The following is a 22,063-nucleotide window of genomic DNA, read 5'->3' as shown; positions in this document are numbered from 1 at the left end:
CGTCCCCCCCCCCCCCCCCCCCCCCCCCCCCCCCCCCCCCCCCCCCCCCCCCCCACCCTCCCCCCCCCCCCCCCCCCCCCCCCCCCCCCCCCCCCTCCCCCCCCCGGGCCCGGAGCATCAACCGAAGAGCCGCCGAAGAGCCCACCGAAGAGCCACCGAGAAGCCGCAGAGACACGGAGCGAAGAGAACGATGGCCGAGCCGCACGCCGCCGACAGCCACGACCTGATCCGCGTGCACGGGGCACGCGAGAACAACCTCAAGGACGTCAGCGTCGACATCCCCAAGCGCCGCCTGACGGTGTTCACCGGGGTGTCCGGCTCCGGCAAGAGCTCGCTGGTCTTCGACACCATCGCCGCCGAGTCGCAGCGGCTGATCAACGAGACCTACAGCGCCTTCGTCCAGGGCTTCATGCCGACCCTGGCCCGCCCCGAGGTGGACGTCCTGGAGGGCCTGACCACCGCGATCCTGGTCGACCAGCAGCGGATGGGCGCCGACCCGCGCTCCACCGTCGGCACCGCGACCGACGCCAACGCGATGCTGCGGATCCTGTTCAGCCGGCTGGGCACGCCGCACATCGGCTCCCCCAAGGCCTTCTCCTTCAACGTCCCGTCGATCAGCGGCGCCGGCGCGGTGACCGTGGAGCGCGGCGGCAGGACGGTCAAGGAGCGGCGCAGTTTCAGCATCACCGGCGGCATGTGCCCGCGCTGCGAGGGCCGGGGCAGCGTCTCCGACATCGACCTCACCCAGCTGTACGACGACACCAAGTCGCTCACCGAGGGCGCGATCCTGATCCCCGGCTGGAAGCCGGACAGCTGGTGGACGGTCGGGGTGTACGCCAACTCGGGCTTCCTGGACGCGGACAAGCCGATCCGCAAGTACACCGGGAAGGAGCTCCAGGACTTCCTGTACCGGGAACCGACCAAGGTCAAGGTCAACGGGGTCAACCTGACGTACGAGGGCCTGGTCCCCAAGCTCCAGAAGTCCATGCTGTCCAAGGACAAGGAGGCGCTGCAGCCGCACATCCGGGCCTTCGTGGAGCGGGCCGTCACCTTCACGGCCTGCCCGGAGTGCGGGGGCACCCGGCTGAGCGAGGCCGCCCGGTCCTCGAAGATCGGCGGTGTCAGCATCGCCGACGCCTGCGCGATGCAGATCAGCGACCTCGCGGACTGGGTCCGGGCGCTGGACGAGCCCTCGGTGGCGCCGCTGCTCGACGCGCTGCGGCAGGCACTGGACGCCTTCGTGGAGATCGGCCTCGGCTACCTCTCGCTGGACCGCCCCTCCGGCACCCTGTCCGGCGGCGAGGCGCAGCGGGTGAAGATGATCCGCCACCTGGGCTCCTCGCTCACGGACACCACGTACGTCTTCGACGAGCCCACCACCGGGCTGCACCCGCACGACATCAGCCGGATGAACGACCTGCTGCTGCGGCTGCGGGACAAGGGCAACACGGTGCTGGTGGTGGAGCACAAGCCGCAGACCATCGCGATCGCGGACCACGTGGTGGACCTCGGCCCCGGGGCGGGTGCGGCGGGCGGCTCGGTGTGCTTCGAGGGCAGCGTGGCCGGGCTGCGCCGGAGCGGCACCGTCACCGGCCGGCACCTGGCGGACCGGACGGCGCTGCGGGAGGAGGTCCGCAAGCCCACCGGCTCGCTGGCGATCCGCGGCGCGGACAGCCACAACCTGCGGAACGTGGACGTGGACGTCCCGCTCGGGGTGCTGACTGTGGTGACGGGGGTAGCGGGCTCGGGGAAGAGTTCGCTGATCCACGGCTCGATCGCGCCGAGCGAGGGCGTGGTCTCGGTCGACCAGGGGGCGATCAAGGGCTCCCGGCGCAGCAACCCGGCGACGTACACCGGGCTGCTGGAGCCGATCCGCAAGGCCTTCGCCAAGGCGAACGGCGTGAAGCCGGCCCTGTTCAGCGCCAACTCGGAGGGCGCCTGCCCGACCTGCAACGGCGCCGGCGTGGTCTACACCGACCTGGCGATGATGGCCGGGGTGGCCACCACCTGCGAGGACTGCGAGGGCAAGCGCTACCAGGCCGCGGTGCTGGAGTACCGGCTGGGCGGCCGGGACATCAGCGAGGTGCTGGCGATGTCGGTGACCGAGGCGGAGGAGTTCTTCGGCGACGGCGAGGCGAAGCTGCCGGCCGCGCACCGGATCCTGGAGCGGCTCGCCGACGTCGGCCTGGGCTACCTCAGCCTCGGGCAGCCGCTGACCACGCTGTCCGGCGGGGAGCGGCAGCGGTTGAAGCTGGCCACCCACATGGCGGACAAGGGCGGGGTCTACGTCCTGGACGAGCCGACCACCGGGCTGCACCTGGCGGACGTCGAGCAGCTGCTCGGCCTGCTGGACCGGCTGGTGGACTCCGGCAAGTCGGTGATCGTGATCGAGCACCACCTGGCGGTGATGGCGCACGCCGACTGGATCATCGACCTCGGGCCGGGCGCCGGGCACGACGGCGGCCGGGTGGTCTTCGAGGGAACCCCGGCCGAGCTGGTGGCGGCCCGCTCGACGCTGACCGGCGAGCACCTCGCGGAGTACGTGAAGTGAACCGCCGGGTGGTCCGCTACCCGAGCGGGAGGACCATCTCCAGGATCCGGGCCTGCTCGTCCAGCACGTACGGCGTCTCGCCGCCGGTGTAGGTGAAGCCGCGCCGCCGGTAGAAGGCGGCGGCGCGGTCGTTCGCCTCGTGGACGCCGAGCAGCATCCACTCGGCGCCGCCCTCCCGGGCCCAGGCGATCACCGCGTCCAGCAGGGCGTCGGCGACGCCGCGCTCGCGGCCGCGGTGCGCCGGGTCGACCCAGACGCCGATCAGGTCGACGGTCGCGGTCTTGCGGCTGGGGACCGAGAGCATGGTGGCGACCCACCGGTCGGTCCCGTCCACGGCGACCAGGCCGATCCGGCCGGGCTCGTTCAGCCAGTCCGTGCGGGCCCGCCAGTTGCCCTCGCCCTGGAGCAGCGCGTACGCGTGGGTCTCGCCGAAGGCCAGCGGGGTGTCGAGGAGCTGGGCCAGCCGGATGGTGCGCAGCCGCTCCCAGTCGTCCGGTCCGATCCGCTCGATCCGGTACTCCGGGCCGGCCCCGGCCCCGGCCCCGGCCGCCGGACCCGCCGCGCCTTCCGTTTCCGCCGTACCCGCCGTGTCTGCCGTACCCGCCATGCCCGCCCCCGTCACGCGACGCCGCCTCCGCCGCCGGCGGTCGCCGGTGACGGAGGCAGGATAACCGCAGCTCAGGTCAGGGCTTGAGGCGGACCACCTGGGGGTCGTGGTCGCTGGCCTGCTGGGCGAACTCGGCGTTGATGTGCACCACGTCGTACTTGGCGTAGCCGAGCTCGGGGCTGACCAGGACGTGGTCGAGCACCTGGGAGTTGCCCTGGTAGACGTACGAGTACTGCTCGGTCTCCGGCAGCTCGTTCACCAGGTCGCGCAGCACGCCGCCCTTGGTGAGCGCGGCCAGCGCGGGCGAGAACTGGTAGTCGTTGAAGTCGCCGAGCGAGACGATCCTGGCCTGCCCGTCGGCGGCCAGCAGACCGGCGACGAAGGACTGCTCGACGGTGGCCTGCTCGACCCGCTGCGCCTCGGAGCCGCGGGTCGGGGCCTGGAAGCGGCTGTCGATGCCCTGGTCGCCGCCCTTGCTGTTGAAGTGGTTGGCGATCACGAAGACCTTCTGGCCGCGGAACGCGAACTGGCCGACCAGCGGCTTGCGGCTGTTGGTCCAGGCGTCGTCGGTGGGCGCGATCCGGCCGGGCGAGGCGGTGAGCGCGGTGGCGGCGCCGGTGCCGGTGACGCCGACGGCGGTGGTGGCGCTGCCGCCGGGGATGTCGGTGAAGGAGACCCGCTGGGGGTTGAACAGGAAGACCTGGCGGATGTTGCCGCCGGGTTCGCCGCCGTCCTTGCCGTCCTGGGGGTCGACCGAGCGCCAGTCGTAGGCGGGGCCGCCGGCCGCCTTGATCGCGGCGAGGAACCTGGCGACGGTCCGGCCGGCGTCGACGGTGCCGTCGTTCTTGGCGCCGTTGTCGTCCTGGATCTCCTCCAGGGCGACGATGTCGGGCGAGCGCAGGTTGGTGACGATGCCCTGGGCCAGCTCGGCGAACTTGGCGTCCGGGTTGGTGGCGGCCAGGTTCTCCACGTTGTAGGTGGCGACGGTGAGTTCGCGCTCGCCCGCCTGCGGGGTGACCTCGCGCTGGAGGTGGTTGTCCTTGAGGGTGCCGAGGGTGCCGGCCACCAGGGTGTAGCCGCCGAAGGCGTTGTAGTCCAGCGGGCCGGTGGTGGTGCCGGCCAGCTCGTCGCCGACGTTGGCCACCGGGAAGGGCTGCTGGGTGACGGCGGCCTGCTGCTGCACCATCAGGCGGCCGACGTTGGGCTCGCGGTAGGACTCGTAGAGCACGCCGCCGCGCTTGCTGCGCTGGTCCTGCCGGTCGGCGGCGACCCAGAGCTCGTTGTACTTGTCGGTCGCCTGTATCACCCGGACGTCCTTGACCTGGACGAGCATGCCCTCCAGCGACTCGTAGAAGTCCAGGGTGTACTTCTCCGGGTCGAGCCGCCCGGCGTCGATGCTGCCGTCGGGCCCGGCCGGCGGGGCGTAGGTGCCGGGGATGTTGCGGGTGTCCACCACCACGGGGGCGGGCAGCGGGTTGCCGGCGGAGAGCACCGTGACGGCCGGGCCGGTGATCTCGGTGACGGACTGCGAGCCGCCCGAGTAGTTCGGGTAGTACTCGGTGACCTTGCCGCTGACCAGCACCGAGTCGCCGACCTTCACGGTCGGGTTTCCGCCGGTGAAGACGAAGATGCCCTCGCTGGTGGCCGGGTCGGCGTCCGGGTTCGGGTCCTGCAGCCAGAATCCCTTGGAACTGCCGTACGCGCGCACGCCGGTGACGATTCCGGGCACGCCGGTGACCGGCTTGCCGGCCTGCGGGGAGACCCGGGTGGTGCCCTGGATGTCGTGGATCCGCAGCGGACCGGCCTCGGTGGGCGCGGGCGGGGCGGCGGCCGCGCCGGCGGCGACGGCGGACGGCAGCGGGACGAGCACCAGCGAGACGGCGAGTGCGGCCGGGGCGACGGCGGCGCGCAACAGGGCGGCTCTGCGGGGGCGGGGGGCGGGGGCGGTGGTCACCGGGGCATGGCTCCTAGCTCGGGCAGCGGACGCTACTCGCGTAGAAGGAAGGTGGGGAGAGAGCGGGGGACGGCTCCCGTTCCCCCGCGGCGCCCTCAAGATACGCGCGTAGAAAATGCCCCGACAAGACCTCGTCAATGAACTGTCGGTTCCGGCCCGGTGACGTGCGGAAGCATCGATTCGGTTGTCTCCCAGGCTCCTTCCAGCCCGCGCCCAGCATTCCCCCAGTTTGACCGCGCCTTTGCCCGGCTTTATCCGATCCGTTCCACGATCAGCTCGCACAACTCGTGGGTGCGCAGCGCGTCATGGGCGTCCAGGGTCTTCCCGGCCCGGACGGCGTCCAGGAAGCCCAGCACGCACTGCTCGATCCCGCGCTGACGGGCCACCGGCACCCAGTCACCGCGCCGCCGGACGGTGGGCTGGCCCCGGTGGTCGACCACCTCGGCGAGGTTGCGCACCTCGCGCTTGGAGTCGCCGCCGGAGACCTCCAGCACCTCCTCGGTCGAGCCGGAGACCCGGTTCATGATGCCGAGCGCGGTGAAGCCCTCCCCACCGAGCGTCAGCACCACGTGCTCCACCAGGCCCTCGCGGTCCTTTCGGGCCCGGACGTCGACCTGCTCGATCTCGCCCGGTACCAGGAACCGCAGGGTGTCCACCACGTGCACGAAGTCGTCGAAGACCAGCGTCCGGGCGGCCTCGGGCAGGCCCTCGCGGTTCTTCTGCAGCACGATCAGGTCGCGCGGGCGCTCCAACGCCTGGGCGTAGCCGGGGGCGTGGCGCCGGTTGAAGCCGACCATCAGCGAGCGGCCGGTCCGGTCGGCGAGGTCGACCAGCCGGCGGGCGCCGTCCACGGTGTAGTCGAGCGGCTTGTCGACGTACACGTCCACCCCGGCGCCGAGCAGCCGCTCGACGATCGGCACGTGCTGGTCGGTGGCCGCGTGCACGAAGGCGGCCCGGATGCCGCTGTCGATCAGCGCGCCCAGGTCGGTGAACCGGCTTGCGGCGTCGATCCGATGGGTCTCCCCCAGCCGGTCCAGCTTGGCCCGGTCCCGGGTCATCAGGCGCAGGTCCAGCCCGGGCAGGGCGGTGAGCACCGGCAGGTACGCCTTCTGCGCGATGTCGCCGAGGCCGATCACCCCGACCGGCAGCGGGCCGGCGGGGACGACGGTCGAGGTCATGGGGGCTCCTGGGGTGCGGCCGGTCATGGTTCCCGCCACCCTACGCGGTCCGCCGCACGGCGGTTCGGGCACGATCCCGGCCGGGGCCGGGACGGCCGGGAGAGGGCTCGGCACAGCCTGGACGGTCTCGGCAGAGCCCGGACGGTAGGGAAAACCCGACCACCGTTCCTCGACCTGGCCGTCATGACGTCACCCACCCGCCACGGCTGCAATGGTGGGGTGCTCACTCACCAGCCCCACCGGGCTCCGGGAGCCGACGGGCCCAGGTGGTACTGGACCGCCGTGTTCCCCCTCGTCTCCCCGCTCGGCCCGCACCGGACCTGGGGCGCCGCCGCCGACCGGCCGGCCCTCGGCCTGGGCGCCGCCTTCCTGCCGGCCCCGGCCGGCCGCTTCGGCTACCTGGCGCTGCCCGCCGTGCCGGCGCTCCGGGCCCGCGTCCTGCCCGGGTCGCGCGCGGCGCGCCCGGTCCCGGTTCCCGCCCCCGCCCCGCCGCGCGGCGCCGACCGCCGGCACCACCTGTTCACCGTCTGACCGTCCACCCCTCCCGGATACGAGGCACCGACACCCCATGGGCACCACCCTGATCGTCACCAACGACTTCCCGCCCCGGCAGGGCGGCATCGAGACCTTCGTGCACGCGATGGCCGTACGCGTGCCGGACCACGACGTGGTCGTCTACACCTCCGCCGAACCGGGCGCCGCCCGGTACGACGCCGCCCTGCCCTTCCCGGTGGTCCGCGACCCGGCCCGCACCCTGCTGCCCACCGCCCGGGTCACCCGCCGGGCCGTGGAGATCGCCCGCACCCACGGCTGCGACCGGGTCTGGTTCGGCGCCGCCGCGCCGCTGGCCGCGATGGCGCCCGCGCTGCGCCGCGGCGGGATCGAGCGGAGCGTCGCCACCACCCACGGCCACGAGATCTGGTGGGCCCGCGCCCCGCTGGCCCGCCGGCTGCTGCGCCGGATAGGCGACCACGTGGACGTGGTCACCTACCTCGGCGAGTACACCCGCCGTCGGATCGCCCCCGCGCTGGGCCCGCGGGCCCGGCTGGTCCGGCTCGTCCCCGGTGTGGACGCGGAGACGTTCCGCCCCTCGGCGGAGCACCGCCGGGCGGTCCGCGCCGAGTACGGCCTCGGCGACGCCCGGGTCGTCCTCTGCGTGTCCCGACTGGTGCCCCGCAAGGGCCAGGACGCCCTGATCCGGGCGCTGCCGCTGATCCGCCGGAGCGTCCCGGACGCCGTCCTGCTGCTGGTCGGGCAGGGCCCCGACGAGCGGCGGCTGCGCGGGCTGGCGGACCGACTCGCCCCGGGCGCCGTGGTGTTCGCCGGCGGACTGGACCACGACGCGACCGCCCGGTACTACGCGGCGGCGGACGTCTTCGCCATGCCGTGCCGGACCAGGCGGGCCGGCCTGGAGGCGGAGGGCCTGGGCATCGTCCTGCTGGAGGCCGCGGCCGGCGGCCTGCCCGTGGTGGCCGGCGACTCCGGCGGCGCGCCCGACGCCGTGCTGGACGGCCGGACCGGGAGCGTGGTGGACGGCCGGTCCGTGCCGGCCGTGGCCGACGCCGTCGCGGCGGCCCTGCTGGACCCGGACCGGGCCCGGGAGTTCGGGCGGCGGGGCCGCCGCTGGGTGGCCGACCAGTGGTCCTGGGACGCCTCGGCCGAGCGGCTCACCCGGCTGCTCACCCCCGGCGTGGAGCTGCGCCCCGTCACCGCCCCGCCGGCGGGACGACCGGCCGCCCCCGCAGGTACGCCAGCACCGCCAGCACCCGCCGGTTGCCCTCCACCGGGTCGAGGTCCAGCTTCATGAAGATGTTGCCGGCGTGCTTGACCACCGAGGCCTCGGTGACGGTCAGCCGCTGGGCGATCGACTGGTTGTTGAGCCCCTCCGCCATCAGCCCCAGCACCTCCCGCTCGCGCGGGGTGAGCCGCTTCAACGGCTCGTCGGCGGTGCGCTGCCCGAGCAGCACCCGGACCACCTCCGGGTCCAGCACGGTCTGCCCGGCCGCCACCCGCTCCAGCGCGTCGATGAAGTCGGTGACCTCGCCGACCCGGTCCTTGAGCAGGTAGCCGAGGCCGCCCCCGGTGGCGGCGTCCTCGCCGAACAGCTTGGCCGCGTAGGCCGTCGCCACGTACTGGGAGAGCACCAGGACGGGCAGCCCCCGGTGCCGGGAGCGCAGTTCGACGGCGGCCCGGAGCCCCTCGTCCCGGAAGTCCGGCGGCATCCGGACGTCGGTGATGACGACGTCGGGCCGTTCGGCGTCGACGGCCCGGGCCAGTTCCCCGGCCTCGCCGACCGCGGCGACCACCCGGTGCCCGACCCGGTCGAGCAGCTCCACCAGGCCGGCCCGCAGCAGTACGGCGTCCTCGGCGAGCACTACGCGGAGCACGGGACCTCCACGCGCAGTCGGGTCGGTCCGCCGACGGGGCTGGTCACGATGAGTCGTCCTCTCAGGATGGCCACCCGGTCGGCCAGCCCCTGGAGGCCGGCACCGGCGGCGGGATCGGCCCCGCCACGGCCGTTGTCGGTGACGAGCAGCACGAGCTTCCCGTCCTCCAGGCGCGCCGCGACGTCGACCTCGTCCGCGCCGCTGTGCTTGGCGGCGTTGGTCAGCGCCTCGGTGACGGTGAAGTACGCGGCGGTCTCCACCGGGCCGGGCAGCCGGTGCGGCAGGTCGATGTCGACGGTGACCGGGACGGGGTGGCGCAGAGCCAACTCGGCGACGGCCGCGGGCAGTCCGTGGTCGGTCAGCACCTGCGGGTGGATCCCGCGCACCAGGGTGCGCAGCTGCTCCAGGGCCCGCCGGGCCTCGCCGCGGGCCCGGGTGACCAGTTCGGCGGCGGCCGGCTCCCGGCCGCGCAGCTCCAGTTCGGCCAGGCCCAGGGTCATGCTCAGCGCCACCAGCTGCTGCTGGGCGCCGTCGTGCAGGTCACGCTCGATCCGGCGCCGCTCCGCCTCGAAGGCGTCCACCAACCGGGCGCGGGAGCGCGTGAGTTCGGTGACCCGGCCGCTCAGGTCCTCGTCCCGCGCCGCGAGCAGCAGCTGCGCCGTCCACACCTGGGCCCCGGCCAGCAGGGCCCCGGCGTAGGCGCAGAGCACCAGCCCGAGCAGCCCGGCGGCGGTGCCGGGCAGGGCCGCGAGCGGCTGCGAGATCGGCTGACCGGGGATCAGCATCACGGTGTCCGGACTGACCGCCCACACGAACACCGGCGCCGCCAGCAGCAGCAGCGAGAACCCGAACAGCGCGACGAAGCCGAGACCGCTCGCCGTGAACAGCACGGCCTGGACCAGCAGATAGGCCAGTTCGCGCCAGGTGGCCCGCTCCCGGAGCCTGCTCCGCAGCCGGACCGCCGCTCCCGCGCCGGGCAGCGACCCGTGCGGGTCGGCCAGCGGCACCGGCTCGACCAGCAGCAGCCGCCGCCGCTCCAACGCGCCGAACGGCACCCCGAGCACGGCCGTACCGGCCAGCACCAGCAGGCCGATCCCGAGCACGGACAGCCCGACGCCGACGAACAGCAGCACCGCCAGCAGCACCAGCACGGCGGCGCCCTGGAGGGTGCCGGTCAGCAGGAACGCCCAGACGCGCAGCGGCCACGCCGACCGGAGGAAGCCCAACGGCCGCCGTCGCACGGCCCCCCAGACGGTGACCGGCACGGCGCTCACGGCCCTCCCCCTCCCCGGACGCGTACGAACCCTGTGGCCCGACCCTACCGGGCGGCGGGCCGACGGCGGTTCGGGGGCTTCCGGGACGGGTGCGGCTGCGGTTCGCCGCCGCCGCGCCGGGCACCGCCGTGCTCGGCCTCGCCGCCGTGGGCAGCGCGGACGCCGACCCCCCGCAGCGGGGCCGGGTCGAGCTCCAGCGCTGATCCGCGCTCCGCCCCCCGGCCGACAGCCGGCCGACAGCCGACAGCCGGCCGGCCCGGGCGTCAGGCGCCCGCGGCGGCGGCCTCGGCGAGGGAGTCGAGGACCGGGCGGAGCAGCGGGTGCCCGTCGGCGCCGGCCCGGACGGCGGCGAAGACCCGGCGGGTGGCGAGGTCGCTGTCGACCGGGCGGACCGCCACCCGGGCCAGGTCCACCCCGCGGAGCGCGGAGCGCGGCACCAGGGCAACGCCCGCGCCCGCCGAGGCCAGGGCGACGACGGCGCGGAAGTCGTCGGAAGAGTGCAGCAGGCGCGGCTGGAAGCCGGCGTGCTCGCAGGCGAGCAGGACCACGTCGTGGCAGGGGTTGCCCGGGTAGGGGCCGATCCACGGCTCGTCCGCAAGCGCGGCCACGGCCAGCGGCCCGGCCTCGGCGGCCAGCGGGTGGGCCAGCGGCAGCACGGCCTCGAAGGGCTCGGCGTACAGCGGGACCCTGGTCAGCCGGGCGTCGTCGGCGCGCGGGGCGCCCCGGTACTCGACGGCCACCGCGAGGTCGGCGCGGCCGTCCAGCACCATCGGGAGGCTGGCGTCGCCCTCGGCATCGAGCACCTTGAGCCGCACCCCGGGGGCGCGGCCGGCCAGCAGGCCGATCGCCGGGGCGAGCACGTGCGAGATGCCGGTGGCGAAGGACGCGACGGTGACCTCGCCCGCGACGCCCGCACTGTACGCGGCGAGGTCGGCCTCGGCCCGCTCCAGCTGGGCGAGCACCGCGTCGGCGTGGCCGAGCAGGATCTCCCCGGCGGCGGTCAGCCGCACGCCCCGGCCCTCCCGGGCCAGCAGGTGGTGGCCGGTCTCCTGTTCCAGGGCGGCCAGCTGCTGGGAGACCGCGGAGGGGGTCAGGTAGAGGGCGGCCGCCGCGGCGGTCACGGTGCGGTGGTCCGCCACGGCCCGGAGGGTCCGCAGCCGTCGTGCGTCGATCACACGCCAATTCTGCCAGCGCGGCGGAGCGGGCCGTCCGGGGTCCGGTTCCGGGGCCTTCCGGGGTGCGGTTCGGGGGCCGTCCGTGGCGCCGGTCGGCGGGGCGGTCCGGGGCTTTCGGGAGGACGCTCCCGGGGCCGTTTCCGGGGCAGTACCACTGGTGGCGTATTTCGGCGCGAGATCGTCTCGGCCGGTTGACCGCCCGGTCCGCACGGCGCTTGGCTCGGGGACGGACCGGGCCGGGGACTCCGGGGCCCGGTACTCGTCATCAGGGGAGGATGTCCATGATCACCGCTCGTTCCCGCCGCCGGCTCGCCCGCGCCGGCTGCGTCCTGGTGGCCGCCCTCGCGGTCGGCGCCGTGATGCCCGCCGCCGAGGCCCGGCCACCGAAGGGCGACACCGCCCGGGTCAGCGAGGGCTTCAAGGGGGAGCAGCTGAACGGCGCCTCGACCGGGCTCGGGCTGAGCGCGGACGGCCGTTCGGCCCTGTTCTCGTCGAGCGCGACCGACCTGCTGCCGTCCACCGGCACCCCGAACTCCGGCGAGGTCTACGTCCGCGACCTGCGCAACGGCCACATCGAGCGGGTCAGCGTCGCCGACGACGGCTCGCAGCTGAACGCCCCCACCACGGACGCCTCGATCAGCGCCGACGGCCGGTTCGTGGCGTTCAGCACCGCTGCCACCGACGTCGTCCCCGGCCAGGCCAAGCACGCGAACGACGTGTTCGTCCGCGACCGCTGGACCGGGCACACCGAGCTGATCACCGGCGGCCTGCTCGCCACCGACGACGACGAGACCATCCGCAGCGCGGACAACCCCACGCTGAGCGCGGACGGCCGCTACGTCGCCTACGCCTCGAACCGCACCGACCTGACCACGGGCATCCACCGCGGGAAGATCAACATCTACGTCACCGACCGCTGGACCCACACCACCCGGCTGGTCACCACCGGCCCCGCGGGCGGCACCGGCGCGGACAACCACTCCTACCGTCCGACGATCAGCGCGGACGGCCGCACGGTCGGCTTCGTCTCCCGGGCCTACAACCTCACCGACCCCGCCCCGGGCACCCCCGCCGCCCCCGCGGCCGCCGACGCCGAGCTGGCCGGCCCGCACTTCTATCCGTACTACGTCTGGTCCGCCGCCACCGGCCGGACCGTCGTCGCCGGCGTGGACACCACCGGCGCCGAGCGCGGCGTCGGCCTGACGGACGCCCGGCTCAGCCCCGACGGCCGCTACGCGCTGTACGGCATGCCGACCTACGGCGTCGGCCCCCGCCCGGGCAACCACGGCCTCCGGATGGACCTGTACGTCCACGACCTGGTCACCGGCAAGGTCACCCTGGTCAACACCCCGCTGCCCGGCACCACGCCCACCGACGGCTCCTACGACCCGGCGATCACCGCCGACGGGCGCTGGGTCTACTTCGACTCCGCCGCGGACGACCTGGTCGCCGACGACACCAACCAGTCCTCCGACGTGTTCCGCCGGGACCTGTGGACCGGCCGGGTCGAGCGGGTCAGCCTCGCCGCGGACGGCTCCCAGAGCACCGCCGCCGCGCAGAACCCGTACGTCGACGCCGAGGGCGGCACGGTGCTGTTCGACGCCGAGGACGGCAACCTGGTGCCGGGCGACACCAACACCGTCACGGACGTGTTCCGCCGCCGCCTCTGAGCTGCGCCCGGCCCCCGCACCCGCCGCCCGCCCGATTACGTCTGTTGACGTATTTTCCGTCGGGATTCATCTCAGCTGTTGACCCCGGGGGCCGTCCACGGCTTGGCTCGTCCCCGGACCGACCGCCCGGGGGGGCCTGTCCGACCGGCCGTCGCCCCGCCCTCCGACTGCGGGAGGGCGGGGTGGCGCCGGCCTCAGCGGACGGGCAGCGAGACGTCCGCCGGACCGAAGGTCACCGTGCTGCCCGCCGGTGTCTCGCCGCCGTACAGGCCGTCGCCGGTGCCGAGCACCAGCGCGAGCCGGTGGCCGGCCGGGAGGTCGTACGCGGTGGGGAACAGCGTGACGTCCAGCGGGAAGGACTGCCCCGCCGGCCGCCCGGACCAGCTCTGCGGGGCGTGCGCGATCAGCCGCCCGGCGCCGAGCGCGTCCACGTCGTAGAGGTACGCGACGGCGGTGCCCTGCGGCGCCGAACCGGTCACGGTGGTGTGCACCCGGACGGCCCCGCGCACGGCGAGGCCCCGCTCGTACGGCTCCGACTGCCGGACTGCGGCGGCCGCGCGGTCCAGCAGCGGCACCAGGACGGTCGGCGGCTGGTGCAGCCACTGGTCGACCAGGCCGGAGAGCAGCACCGTGCCGCCGCTCGCACCGGACGGACGGCCGCCGCGGACGGTGGCCGTGCCGGCGAAGTCCAGCCGCTCGGTGCGGGAGGCGACCGAGTCCCAGTCCGGGTACGCCTCGTGGGCACCGCTCGGGCGGACCTCCAGGTCGACGCCCGGCGGCAGGCCCGCGCCCGCCACGCCCTTGAGGTGCTGGTCGAGCCAGCCGCGGGCGTCGTCCCAGGTGGCGTTGGAGAAGCCGAGCAGGCCGGTGAACTCCTGGCTGGCGTGGTCGCCGGGCCGCAGTTCGAGGCGCTTGGGGACGGTCAGCCGCCGGTAGAAGTCGGTCATCTGGCCGGGGTTGAAGAAGCTGTCGCTCCAGCCGTTGGCCAGGTAGACGGCGGCGCCGTTGGCGTTGATCCGGTCCAGGTAGGCGGCGGGCGAGCGGAGCTTCGCCCAGGCGATCACGTCAGGGAGGTCGTGGTCGCCGAACAGGTCGTCCAGGGCGGCCGCGAACTCCGGGCTCTTGCGGCCGGTCAGGCCCTCGATCCGGGCCAGCCTGGTGGCGGCGGCGGTGTGCCGGGTCTGCCCGCTGTACAGCGCGTCGGTCAGGTCGGCCCAGCCGCTCAGCGAGGCGACGGCCTTGATCCGGGGGTCGAACGCGGCACCGAGGAGGGTGAGGCCGCCGCCGAGCGACAGGCCGATCATGCCGACCCGGTCCGGGTCCGCCGGGGTGTGGGCGAGGGCCCAGTCGATCACCGTCGAGATGTCGGCGACGTCCTTGGGCCCGGCGACGTCCACCTCCCCGCCCGAACCCCAGAACCCGCGCACGGTGTACGTCACGACGACGTACCCGGCGGCGGCGAACCGGTGCCCCTGGGCGACGTACTCCAGGTCGTTCTGCCCCCAGCTCGCGGGCTGCACCACGACCGGGTAGCGGCCCCGGGCGTCGGCCCCCGGGGTCCCGGCGGGCGGGGTGAAGACGTCGGCCTTGAGCACGATGCCGTCCCGGGCGGTGATGTCGGCCAGCCGGAAGCCGCCGAGCGCCGACGCGGCGGCCGAGCCGAACGCGGGTGCGGCGGCGGCGGGTTGTGCCACCGCACCCGTTGCGAGCCCGAGCCCGAGCGCCAGGGCGAGGGCGGCGCTCGCCGCCCGGTGTCCGCCGGTTCGGTGGGGTCGTGCCATCACGCGCTGCTCCCTCGGTCCACTTGATGTGATCACGACGAGCCTAGTGATCGAACCCGGCCCCGGAGGAGGCGATGATCAGCCAAATTACTGGCCGGTAACGTGAGCTGGGGGCGGAACCGCGAACGGGGGTGGGACACCGGTGCGGGCCGGTGTCCCACCCCCGAGGCGGGAGGGTGGGGCAGTTGGTCTTCGGGCCGCGCGGCGGTGGCGAATCGATTCACCACCACCGCAGGGCGGTTGTGAGCCCGCGGGGACGGGCCGGTTCCGAGCGGCTCGGCCCCGCGGGCGGCTTGTGGGGGTCAACCCCCGGTGGGGGGCGGGCCCTTCGTCGGGGTCACCCCCTCCTGGGGGTCACTCTCTCGCGGGGGTCACCCCCTCCTGGGGGTCATCCCCTCCTGGGGGGTCAGACCCACGCGGGCGTCAGCCCTCCAGCGCGGCGCGGGCGTCCACGAAGGCGGCGACGGCGCGCTCGACGTCCTCGGTGGAGTGGGCCGCGGAGAGCTGGACCCGGATCCGGGCAGCGCCGTGCGGGACCACCGGGTACGAGAAGCCGATCACGTACACGCCGCGCTCCAGCAGGAGTTCGGCCAGGCGGCCGGCCTTCGCCGCGTCGCCGATCATCACCGGGGCGATCGGGTGGTCGCCCGGCAGGATCTCGAACCCGGCCTCGGTCATCTTCGAGCGGAACAGCGCCGTGTTGGCCGCCAGCCGCTCGCGCAGCTCGTTGGACTGCTCGACCAGGTCGAGCACCTTCAAGGAGGCGGCCGCGATCACCGGGGCCAGCGAGTTGGAGAACAGGTACGGGCGGGAGCGCTGGCGCAGCAGGGCGACGATCTCCCGGCGGGCGGCGACGTAGCCGCCGGAGGCGCCGCCGAGCGCCTTGCCCAGGGTGCCGGTGATGATGTCCACCCGGTCCATCACGCCGTGCAGTTCGGGGGTGCCGCGGCCGCCGGCGCCGACGAAGCCGACGGCGTGCGAGTCGTCGACCATGACCATGGCGTCGTAGCGGTCGGCCAGGTCGCAGATCTCGCGCAGCGGGGCGACGTAGCCGTCCATCGAGAAGACGCCGTCAGTGACGATCAAGCGGCGGCGGGCGTCCTGGGTCTCCTTGAGCTGCTGCTCCAGGTCGGCCAGGTCGCGGTTGGCGTAGCGGTGGCGGCGGGCCTTGCTGAGCCGGATGCCGTCGATGATGCTGGCGTGGTTGAGCGCGTCGGAGATGACGGCGTCGCGGTCGTCCAGCAGGGTCTCGAAGACGCCGCCGTTGGCGTCGAAGCACGAGGAGTAGAGGATGGTGTCCTCCTGGCCGAGGAAGGCCGAGAGGCGGTCCTCCAGCTCCTTGTGCACGTCCTGGGTGCCGCAGATGAAGCGGACCGAGGCCATGCCGTAGCCCCAGCGGTCCAGGGCGTCCTTGGCCGCGGCGAGCACCTCGGGGTGGTCGGCCAGGCCGAGGTAGTTGTTGGCGCAGAAGTTCAGCACCTCGCCGGGGCGGCCGCCGGAGGTGACGGTGACCTCGGCGCTCTGCGGGCTGCCGATCACCCGCTCCGGCTTGAACAGGCCGGCCTCGCGGATCTCGTCGAGGGTGGTGGCGATGTCGGCGCGCACGTTGTCGAACACGGGCAGACTCCTAGTCGTAGCGGCGGGGCGGCGGGGCGGCGGATCGGCGGGCCCGGGCGGGGCTCAGGCGGTCCAGTCGAGGATGATCTTGCCGCAGTTGCCGCTCGCGGCGTCGTCGAAGGCGGCCTCGAAGTCGGTGGCGGCGTAGCGGCCGGTGATCACCGGGCTGAGGTCCAGGCCGCCCTCCAGCAGCACCGACATCGCGTACCAGGTCTCGAACATCTCGCGGCCGTAGATGCCCTTGATGGTGATCATCGAGGTGACGATCGAGGCCCAGTCCACCGGGAAGTCCTCGGCCGGCAGGCCCAGCATGGCGATCTTGCCGCCGTGGGTCATGTTGGCGATCATCGACTGCATCGCCTCGGGGCGGCCGGACATCTCCAGGCCGACGTCGAAGCCCTCGCGCAGGCCCAGCTTCTGCTGGCCCTCCTCGATGGTGTGCTCGGCGACGTTGAGCGCCAGCGTCACGCCGACCTGGCGGGCCAGGTCGAGGCGGTACGGGGAGACGTCGGTGATCATCACGTTGCGGGCGCCGGCGTGCTTGGCGACGGCGGCCGCCATGATGCCGATCGGGCCGGCGCCGGTGACCAGCACGTCCTCGCCGACCAGCGGGAAGGACAGCGCGGTGTGCACGGCGTTGCCGAAGGGGTCGAAGATCGCGGCCACGTCGAGGTCGACCGGCACCCGGTGCACCCAGACGTTGGAGGCGGGCAGCGCCACGTACTCGGCGAAGGCGCCGTCCCGGTTCACGCCCAGGCCGACGGTGTTGCGGCACAGGTGGCGGCGGCCGGCCAGGCAGTTGCGGCACTTGCCGCAGACCAGGTGGCCCTCGCCGCTGACCAGGTCGCCGATCGCGATGTCCGCGACGCCGGCGCCGAGCTCGGCGACCTCGCCGACGAACTCGTGGCCGAGCACCAGCGGGGTCTTGATGGTCTGCTGCGCCCAGCCGTCCCACTTGCGGATGTGCAGGTCGGTGCCGCAGATGCCGGTGCGCAGCACCTTGATCAGCACCTCGCCGGGGCCGATCTCGGGCTTCGGGACGTCGATCATCCAGAGGCCGGGCTCGGCGTGCTGCTTGACGAGTGCCTTCACGGGAGACGGCTCCTGACGTGCTGATCGGGGACGGCCTTCGAGGGTCGGGCAGGCCGGTGGCTCGGTTCGGCCGCTCCTGACGGGCACGTTCCGGCAGGCAGAAATCTGCCTGGTGGGAGGGGGTGCGGTCCATCGAGGAATTCTTAAGGGCGGCCACAGCTGGGCTAAACGATCGTGCCCGAGCTGGGCCCGGGGGCGGGCGCGGCGTGCCGGTGCTCACCCGTCCGGCCGAGCGTGCGGCACCGATGACGACACCAACCGGCCGTACTGCCGGGGTACTTGACAACGATCCGCCAGCGGGAACGGGCCAGTCGGGTGGGCTTGGTTCCGTTCGGGCCAGCCCGGCCGCCACCGGCGCGCGGGTGTTCGAGGGCGGTGCTTACGGTGGCGACGCTCCCCCACGGCCCCGTGGAGCAGCGCTCCGGGGCCCTTCGCCGCAGAGAGGCGCCCCACTCCATGACCAACACCCGACGGCCCCGCCCGGCCGCTCCCCGCTCCGCCCGGCTGGCCGCAGGAGCCGCCCTCGCGCTGGCCGGCCTGCTGACCGCCACCGCCTGCTCCGGAGAGTCGACGTCCGCCCGGCAGGCCGCCGAGCCGGCGGTCACCGCCGAACCGGCCGCGCTCAGCCCGTCCCCGGGGAACTCCCCCTCGGGGAGCGCCTCCTCGAACGCGGTGGTGCAGCTGACCCCGGCCGTCACCGCCAAGCTGGACGCCGCGATCCAGTCGGTGCTCAAGCAGAACGCGGTGCCCGGCATCTCGGTCGGGATCATCACGCCGGGCGGCACGTACCAGAAGTCCTTCGGCGTCTCCGACAAGACCGCCAACACGCCGATGGACCCCGGGCTGTTCACCCGCATCGGCAGCGAGAGCAAGACCTTCACCGCGACCGCCGTGCTGCGCCTGGTCGACCAGGGCAAGGTGGCGCTGGACGACCCGATCTCCAAGTACGTGGACGGCGTCCCCGGCGGCGACGGGATCACCGTCCGCCAGCTCGGCGAGATGCGCAGCGGCCTCTTCCCGTACAGCTCCGACCCGGACTTCGTGAACACGCTGATCGGCGACCCGAACCACGTGTTCACCCCGGACCAGCTGCTCGCCTACGGCTACAAGCACCCCGCCGTGTTCCCGCCCGGGCAGCGGTTCCAGTACAACAACAGCAACTACATCATCCTGGGCAAGCTGATCGAGAAGGTCGGCGGGCAGAGCGCGGGCGACTTCCTCCAGGCCCAGGTGTTCACGCCCGCCTCGCTGGCCAAGACGAGCTTCCCCAGCGACGGGACGCTCCCCGACCCGCACGCCCACGGCTACACCAACCAGACGCCCAACGGGGACATCCAGGACGCCACCAACTGGAACCCGTCCTGGGCCTGGACGGCCGGTGCCGTCATCACCCAGCTCGCGGACCTGGAGAGCTGGGCCAAGACCATGGCCACCGGCGCGATCATCAGCCCGGCCAGCCAGACCGAGCGGTTGAAGACCCTGCCCACCGGCGACCCCGGCGTCACCTACGGCTTCGGCCTGTTCAACAACAACGGCTGGATCGGGCACAACGGCTCGATGCCCGGCTACGAGAGCGTCGCGGTGTACATGCCGGACGCCCAGGCCACCATGGTGCTGCTGCTCAACACCGATGTGATCTCCCAGGGCCAGGAGCCGTCCACGCTGTTCGCCAACGCGATCACCAAGATCATCTCGCCGAACAACGTCTACGCGCTCCCGACGGAGACCGCCTCGCCGTCGGCCCCGGCCTCGGGCGGCGCCTCCGGCTCCCCCTCGGCCACCGGCTCCGGGAGCGGCGCGCCCTCGCTCCCGGGCAACGCCCCCACCACCGTGCGGGCCTGACCGCGGCACGCGGGCAGGACAGGGGCCCGACCCGGTGCGACCGGGTCGGGCCCCTTGCTGTCCTGACGGCCCGTCAGAGCCCCAGCACCTTGCCGAGGTCGTACGAGACCGGCTCCTCCAACTGCGCGTAGGTGCAGCTCTCCGGCGTGCGGTCCGGCCGCCAGCGGCGGAACTGGGCGGTGTGCCGGAAGCGGCTGCCCTCCATGTGGTCGTACGCCACCTCGACCACCCGCTCGGGGCGCAGCGCGATCCAGGACAGGTCCTTGCCGCCGGTCCAGCGGCTGACCGCACCCGGCAGCCGACCCTCCGCGTGCGCGGACTCCTCCGCCCAGGCGCCCCAGGGGTGTTGGGCGAGGTCGTCCATCCTGAGCGGGGCCAGCTCCTCGACCAGTTCGCGGCGGCGCGCCATCGGGAAGGCGGCGCACACCCCGACGTGCTGCAGCCGGCCCCGGTCGTCGTGGATGCCCAGCAGCAGCGAGCCGACCACCGGGCCGCTCTTGTGCTCGCGGTAGCCGGCCACCACGCAGTCGGCGGTGCGCTCATGCTTGATCTTGTACATGGTCCGCTCGCCCGGCCGGTACGGCTGGTCCAGCGGCTTGGCCACCACCCCGTCCAGCCCGGCGCCCTCGTACTCGGCGAACCAGGTCCGCGCCAGCTCGGGGTCGGTCGAGGCGGGGGCGGTGAACACCGGGTCGGCGGCCCGCGCGAGCGCCGCCTCCAGGGCCGGGCGGCGCACCGACAGCGGCTCGTCCAGCAGCGACTCGCCACCGAGGGCCAGCAGGTCGAAGGCCACGAAGGAGGCGGGCGTCCGCTCCGCGAGCAGCTTCACCCGGCTCGCCGCCGGATGGATCCGCTCCAGCAGCTCCTCGAAGCGCAGCCGCCCCTCCCGGGCGATCACCACCTCGCCGTCCAGCACGCAACGCGGCGGCAGCTCCCGCCGGAAGGCCTCCACCAACTCGGGGAAGTACCTGGTCAGCGGCTTGCCGGTGCGGCTGCCCAGCTCCACCTCGGCACCGTCACGGAACACGATGCTGCGGAAGCCGTCCCACTTCGCCTCGTACTGCATCCCCGGCGGGATCCTGGCCACCGACTTGGCGAGCATCGGGGCCACCGGCGGCATCACGGGCAGGTCCATGCGTCCCAGCCTGGCGCGGTTCGCCCCGGGGCGCGCGCCGGGCGCGGCGCCCTTAGCGTGAGAGGCATGGGCACAGCCGTCGAACTGGAAGTCGCCGGGCGCACCGTCCGGCTGTCCAACCCGGACAAGGTGTACTACCCCGAGCGCGGCTTCACCAAGCTGGACGTCGCCCAGTACTACCTGGCCGTCGCCGACGGAGTACTGCACGGGCTGCGCGACCGGCCCACCACCCTCCAGCGCTTCCCCGACGGCGTCGACGGCGAGTTCTTCTACCAGAAACGCGCCCCCAAGGGCCTGCCGGACTGGCTGCCCACCGCCCGGATCGAGTTCCCCAGCGGCCGCTCCGCCGACGAGATCTGCCCCACCGAACCGGCCGCCGTCCTGTGGGCCGCCAACCTGGGCTGCCTCACCTTCCACCCCTGGCCGGTCCGGCGCGGCGACACCGACCACGTCGACGAACTGCGCATCGACCTCGACCCGCAGCCCGGCACCGACTTCCACGACGCCGTCCGCGCCGCCCACGAACTGCGCGCCCTGCTGGAGGAGCACGGGCTGCGCGGCTGGCCCAAGTCCTCCGGCGGGCGCGGCCTGCACGTCTACGTCCCGCTGGTGCCCGAGTGGACCTTCACCGACGGTCGGCACGCCGTCATCGCCCTCGGCCGGGTCCTGGAACAGCGGATGCCCAGGCAGGTCACCACCGCCTGGTGGAAGGAGGAACGCGGCGAACGCATCTTCGTCGACTACAACCAGATGGCCCGCGACCGCACCATCGCCTCCGCCTACTCGCTGCGCGCCCGCCCCCGCGCCACCGCCTCCGCCCCGCTGCGCTGGGACGAACTCGACGACGCCTCCCCCGAGGACTTCGACCTGCGCACCGTCCCCGCCCGCTTCGCCGAACTCGGCGACCTCAACGCGGAGATGGCGGACCACGCGTACCGGCTGGACGGCCTGCTGGAGCTCTACGACAAGCAGCTGCACGACGAGGGCCTCGGCGAACTCCCGTACCCGCCCGACCACCCCAAGGCCGCCGGCGAGCCGACCCGGGTCCAGCCCAGCCGGGCCCGCAGGAAGCCCGCCTGACCCGGGTGGGGCCCGTCTAGTCTGACCGGATGCCCTTCGACCACAACGACCACTACCACCGGTCACTGCTGCGCACCGTGCCGCCCGGCGCCCGCCGCGCCCTGGACGTCGGCTGCGGCACCGGCCGCTTCGCCCGGGCGCTCGCCCGCCGCGGCCTGGAGGTGGACGCCGTCGACCGGGACGAGGCCGTCCTGGCGTCCGCCCGCGCCGCCGGCGGGCCCGCCGGCATCCACTACCGGCAGAGCGACCTCGCCGAACTCCACCTGCCGCCCGGCCACTACGACGTCATCTCCTGCCTGGCCAGCCTGCACCACCTCCCACTGGACACCCTGGCCCGGCTGCGCGAGGCGCTCGCGCCCGGCGGGGTCCTGGTGGTGCTCGGCTGCTACCGCGAGGCCACCGTCCGGGACCGGCTGATCAGCCTGGCCGCCGTCCCGGTGAACGCGCTCTGCCGCCTCGCCGTCCACCTGCGCGAACGCGGCGCCCCGCCCGCGGTCGTCCCGGCCCCGGTGATGCGGCCGCGGACCACACTCGCCGAGGTGCGGGCGTACGCCGCCCGGGAGCTGCCGGGGCACGCGCTCCGGCAACTGCTCTTCTGGCGTTACCTGTTGGTCTGGCGGCGCGACTAGTGTCCTGAGTCTGGAATTTCATTCATAAATATAGACTGGGGCTGTGGCGCGGACGGGTCGGCCAAAGGTCGAGTTGGTGTTGTCGGAGGAT

General features: G+C 73.9%; 17 protein-coding genes. 7 read left to right on the top strand and 10 right to left on the bottom strand.

The window, feature by feature from the left end; all coding sequences use genetic code 11:
- The first annotated feature begins 190 nt into the window (after positions 1-190).
- Positions 191-2,551 carry an ATP-binding cassette domain-containing protein gene (locus tag ACZ58X_RS33020; RefSeq protein ID WP_470337262.1) on the top strand — a complete coding sequence of 787 codons (2,361 nt, stop codon included), beginning with the start codon at positions 191-193 and terminating at the stop codon, positions 2,549-2,551.
- 16 nt (positions 2,552-2,567) lie between these two features.
- On the opposite strand, the gene ACZ58X_RS33015 is transcribed toward ACZ58X_RS33020, so the two are convergent.
- The 3 genes from ACZ58X_RS33015 to ACZ58X_RS33005 form a co-directional block, all read right to left on the bottom strand.
- Complete coding sequence (locus tag ACZ58X_RS33015) at positions 2,568-3,158, bottom strand: GNAT family N-acetyltransferase (protein WP_470337261.1); 591 nt, start codon at positions 3,156-3,158, stop codon at positions 2,568-2,570.
- Positions 3,159-3,234: 76 nt separating this feature from the next.
- Positions 3,235-5,112 (bottom strand): endonuclease/exonuclease/phosphatase family protein, encoded by a 1,878-nt coding sequence (locus tag ACZ58X_RS33010; RefSeq protein WP_470337260.1) that lies wholly within the window; start codon positions 5,110-5,112, stop codon positions 3,235-3,237.
- A 251-nt stretch (positions 5,113-5,363) separates the two neighbouring features.
- Positions 5,364-6,260 carry a Gfo/Idh/MocA family protein gene (locus ACZ58X_RS33005; RefSeq protein ID WP_470337323.1) on the bottom strand — a complete coding sequence of 299 codons (897 nt, stop codon included), beginning with the start codon at positions 6,258-6,260 and terminating at the stop codon, positions 5,364-5,366.
- 312 nt (positions 6,261-6,572) lie between these two features.
- Between ACZ58X_RS33005 and ACZ58X_RS33000 the strand changes: the two genes are divergently transcribed.
- Positions 6,573-6,821, top strand: a complete 249-nt coding sequence (locus tag ACZ58X_RS33000) for a hypothetical protein (protein ID WP_470337259.1) — start codon at positions 6,573-6,575, stop codon at positions 6,819-6,821.
- Between the two features lie 37 nt (positions 6,822-6,858).
- Positions 6,859-8,097, top strand: a complete 1,239-nt coding sequence (locus ACZ58X_RS32995) for a glycosyltransferase family 4 protein (RefSeq protein ID WP_470337258.1) — start codon at positions 6,859-6,861, stop codon at positions 8,095-8,097.
- Here ACZ58X_RS32995 and ACZ58X_RS32990 read toward each other — a convergent pair.
- The 3 genes from ACZ58X_RS32990 to ACZ58X_RS32980 all read right to left on the bottom strand — a co-directional run bounded on the left by ACZ58X_RS32990 (position 7,997) and on the right by ACZ58X_RS32980 (position 11,126).
- Positions 7,997-8,677, bottom strand: coding sequence for a response regulator transcription factor (locus ACZ58X_RS32990; RefSeq protein ID WP_470337257.1), 681 nt, complete (start codon positions 8,675-8,677; stop codon positions 7,997-7,999). The two genes, ACZ58X_RS32995 and ACZ58X_RS32990, sit on opposite strands and share 101 nt — an antisense overlap.
- Complete coding sequence (locus tag ACZ58X_RS32985; RefSeq protein WP_470337322.1) at positions 8,665-9,942, bottom strand: sensor histidine kinase; 1,278 nt, start codon at positions 9,940-9,942, stop codon at positions 8,665-8,667. The genes ACZ58X_RS32990 and ACZ58X_RS32985 overlap by 13 nt, the downstream gene beginning before the upstream one ends.
- A 272-nt stretch (positions 9,943-10,214) precedes the next feature.
- Complete coding sequence (locus tag ACZ58X_RS32980; protein ID WP_470337256.1) at positions 10,215-11,126, bottom strand: LysR family transcriptional regulator; 912 nt, start codon at positions 11,124-11,126, stop codon at positions 10,215-10,217.
- Between the two features lie 281 nt (positions 11,127-11,407).
- Between ACZ58X_RS32980 and ACZ58X_RS32975 the strand changes: the two genes are divergently transcribed.
- On the top strand, positions 11,408-12,796 hold the full coding sequence (locus tag ACZ58X_RS32975) for a TolB family protein (RefSeq protein WP_470337255.1): 1,389 nt from the start codon (positions 11,408-11,410) through the stop codon (positions 12,794-12,796).
- Positions 12,797-12,990: 194 nt separating this feature from the next.
- Here ACZ58X_RS32975 and ACZ58X_RS32970 read toward each other — a convergent pair whose 3' ends face one another.
- The 3 genes from ACZ58X_RS32970 to tdh all read right to left on the bottom strand — a co-directional run bounded on the left by ACZ58X_RS32970 (position 12,991) and on the right by tdh (position 17,286).
- On the bottom strand, positions 12,991-14,577 hold the full coding sequence (locus ACZ58X_RS32970; protein WP_470337254.1) for a CocE/NonD family hydrolase: 1,587 nt from the start codon (positions 14,575-14,577) through the stop codon (positions 12,991-12,993).
- A gap of 423 nt (positions 14,578-15,000) precedes the next feature.
- Positions 15,001-16,194, bottom strand: coding sequence for a glycine C-acetyltransferase (locus ACZ58X_RS32965; RefSeq protein ID WP_387927602.1), 1,194 nt, complete (start codon positions 16,192-16,194; stop codon positions 15,001-15,003).
- A gap of 63 nt (positions 16,195-16,257) precedes the next feature.
- Positions 16,258-17,286 (bottom strand): L-threonine 3-dehydrogenase, encoded by a 1,029-nt coding sequence (gene tdh, locus ACZ58X_RS32960; protein ID WP_470337253.1) that lies wholly within the window; start codon positions 17,284-17,286, stop codon positions 16,258-16,260.
- 456 nt (positions 17,287-17,742) lie between these two features.
- On the opposite strand from tdh, the gene ACZ58X_RS32955 reads away from it, so the two are divergent.
- Entirely contained in the window at positions 17,743-19,128 is a 1,386-nt protein-coding gene (locus tag ACZ58X_RS32955) for a serine hydrolase domain-containing protein (RefSeq protein ID WP_470337252.1), read from the top strand.
- Between the two features lie 73 nt (positions 19,129-19,201).
- Here the strand turns inward: ACZ58X_RS32955 and ACZ58X_RS32950 are convergent, their stop codons facing one another.
- Positions 19,202-20,263: an ATP-dependent DNA ligase gene (locus ACZ58X_RS32950; RefSeq protein WP_470337251.1), complete on the bottom strand. Its 1,062-nt coding sequence runs from the start codon at positions 20,261-20,263 to the stop codon at positions 19,202-19,204.
- A gap of 66 nt (positions 20,264-20,329) precedes the next feature.
- On the opposite strand from ACZ58X_RS32950, the gene ligD reads away from it, so the two are divergent.
- A complete protein-coding gene (ligD, locus tag ACZ58X_RS32945; protein ID WP_470337250.1) occupies positions 20,330-21,343 on the top strand; it encodes a non-homologous end-joining DNA ligase in 1,014 nt (337 codons plus the stop codon).
- Positions 21,344-21,372: 29 nt separating this feature from the next.
- Positions 21,373-21,972 carry a class I SAM-dependent methyltransferase gene (locus ACZ58X_RS32940; RefSeq protein ID WP_470337249.1) on the top strand — a complete coding sequence of 200 codons (600 nt, stop codon included), beginning with the start codon at positions 21,373-21,375 and terminating at the stop codon, positions 21,970-21,972.
- Positions 21,973-22,063 lie beyond the last annotated feature (91 nt).

The organism is Kitasatospora sp. NPDC040550, assembly GCF_055594965.1.
Note: the sequence above shows the minus strand (reverse complement) of the source record. Positions and strands in the feature narration are given on the sequence as shown.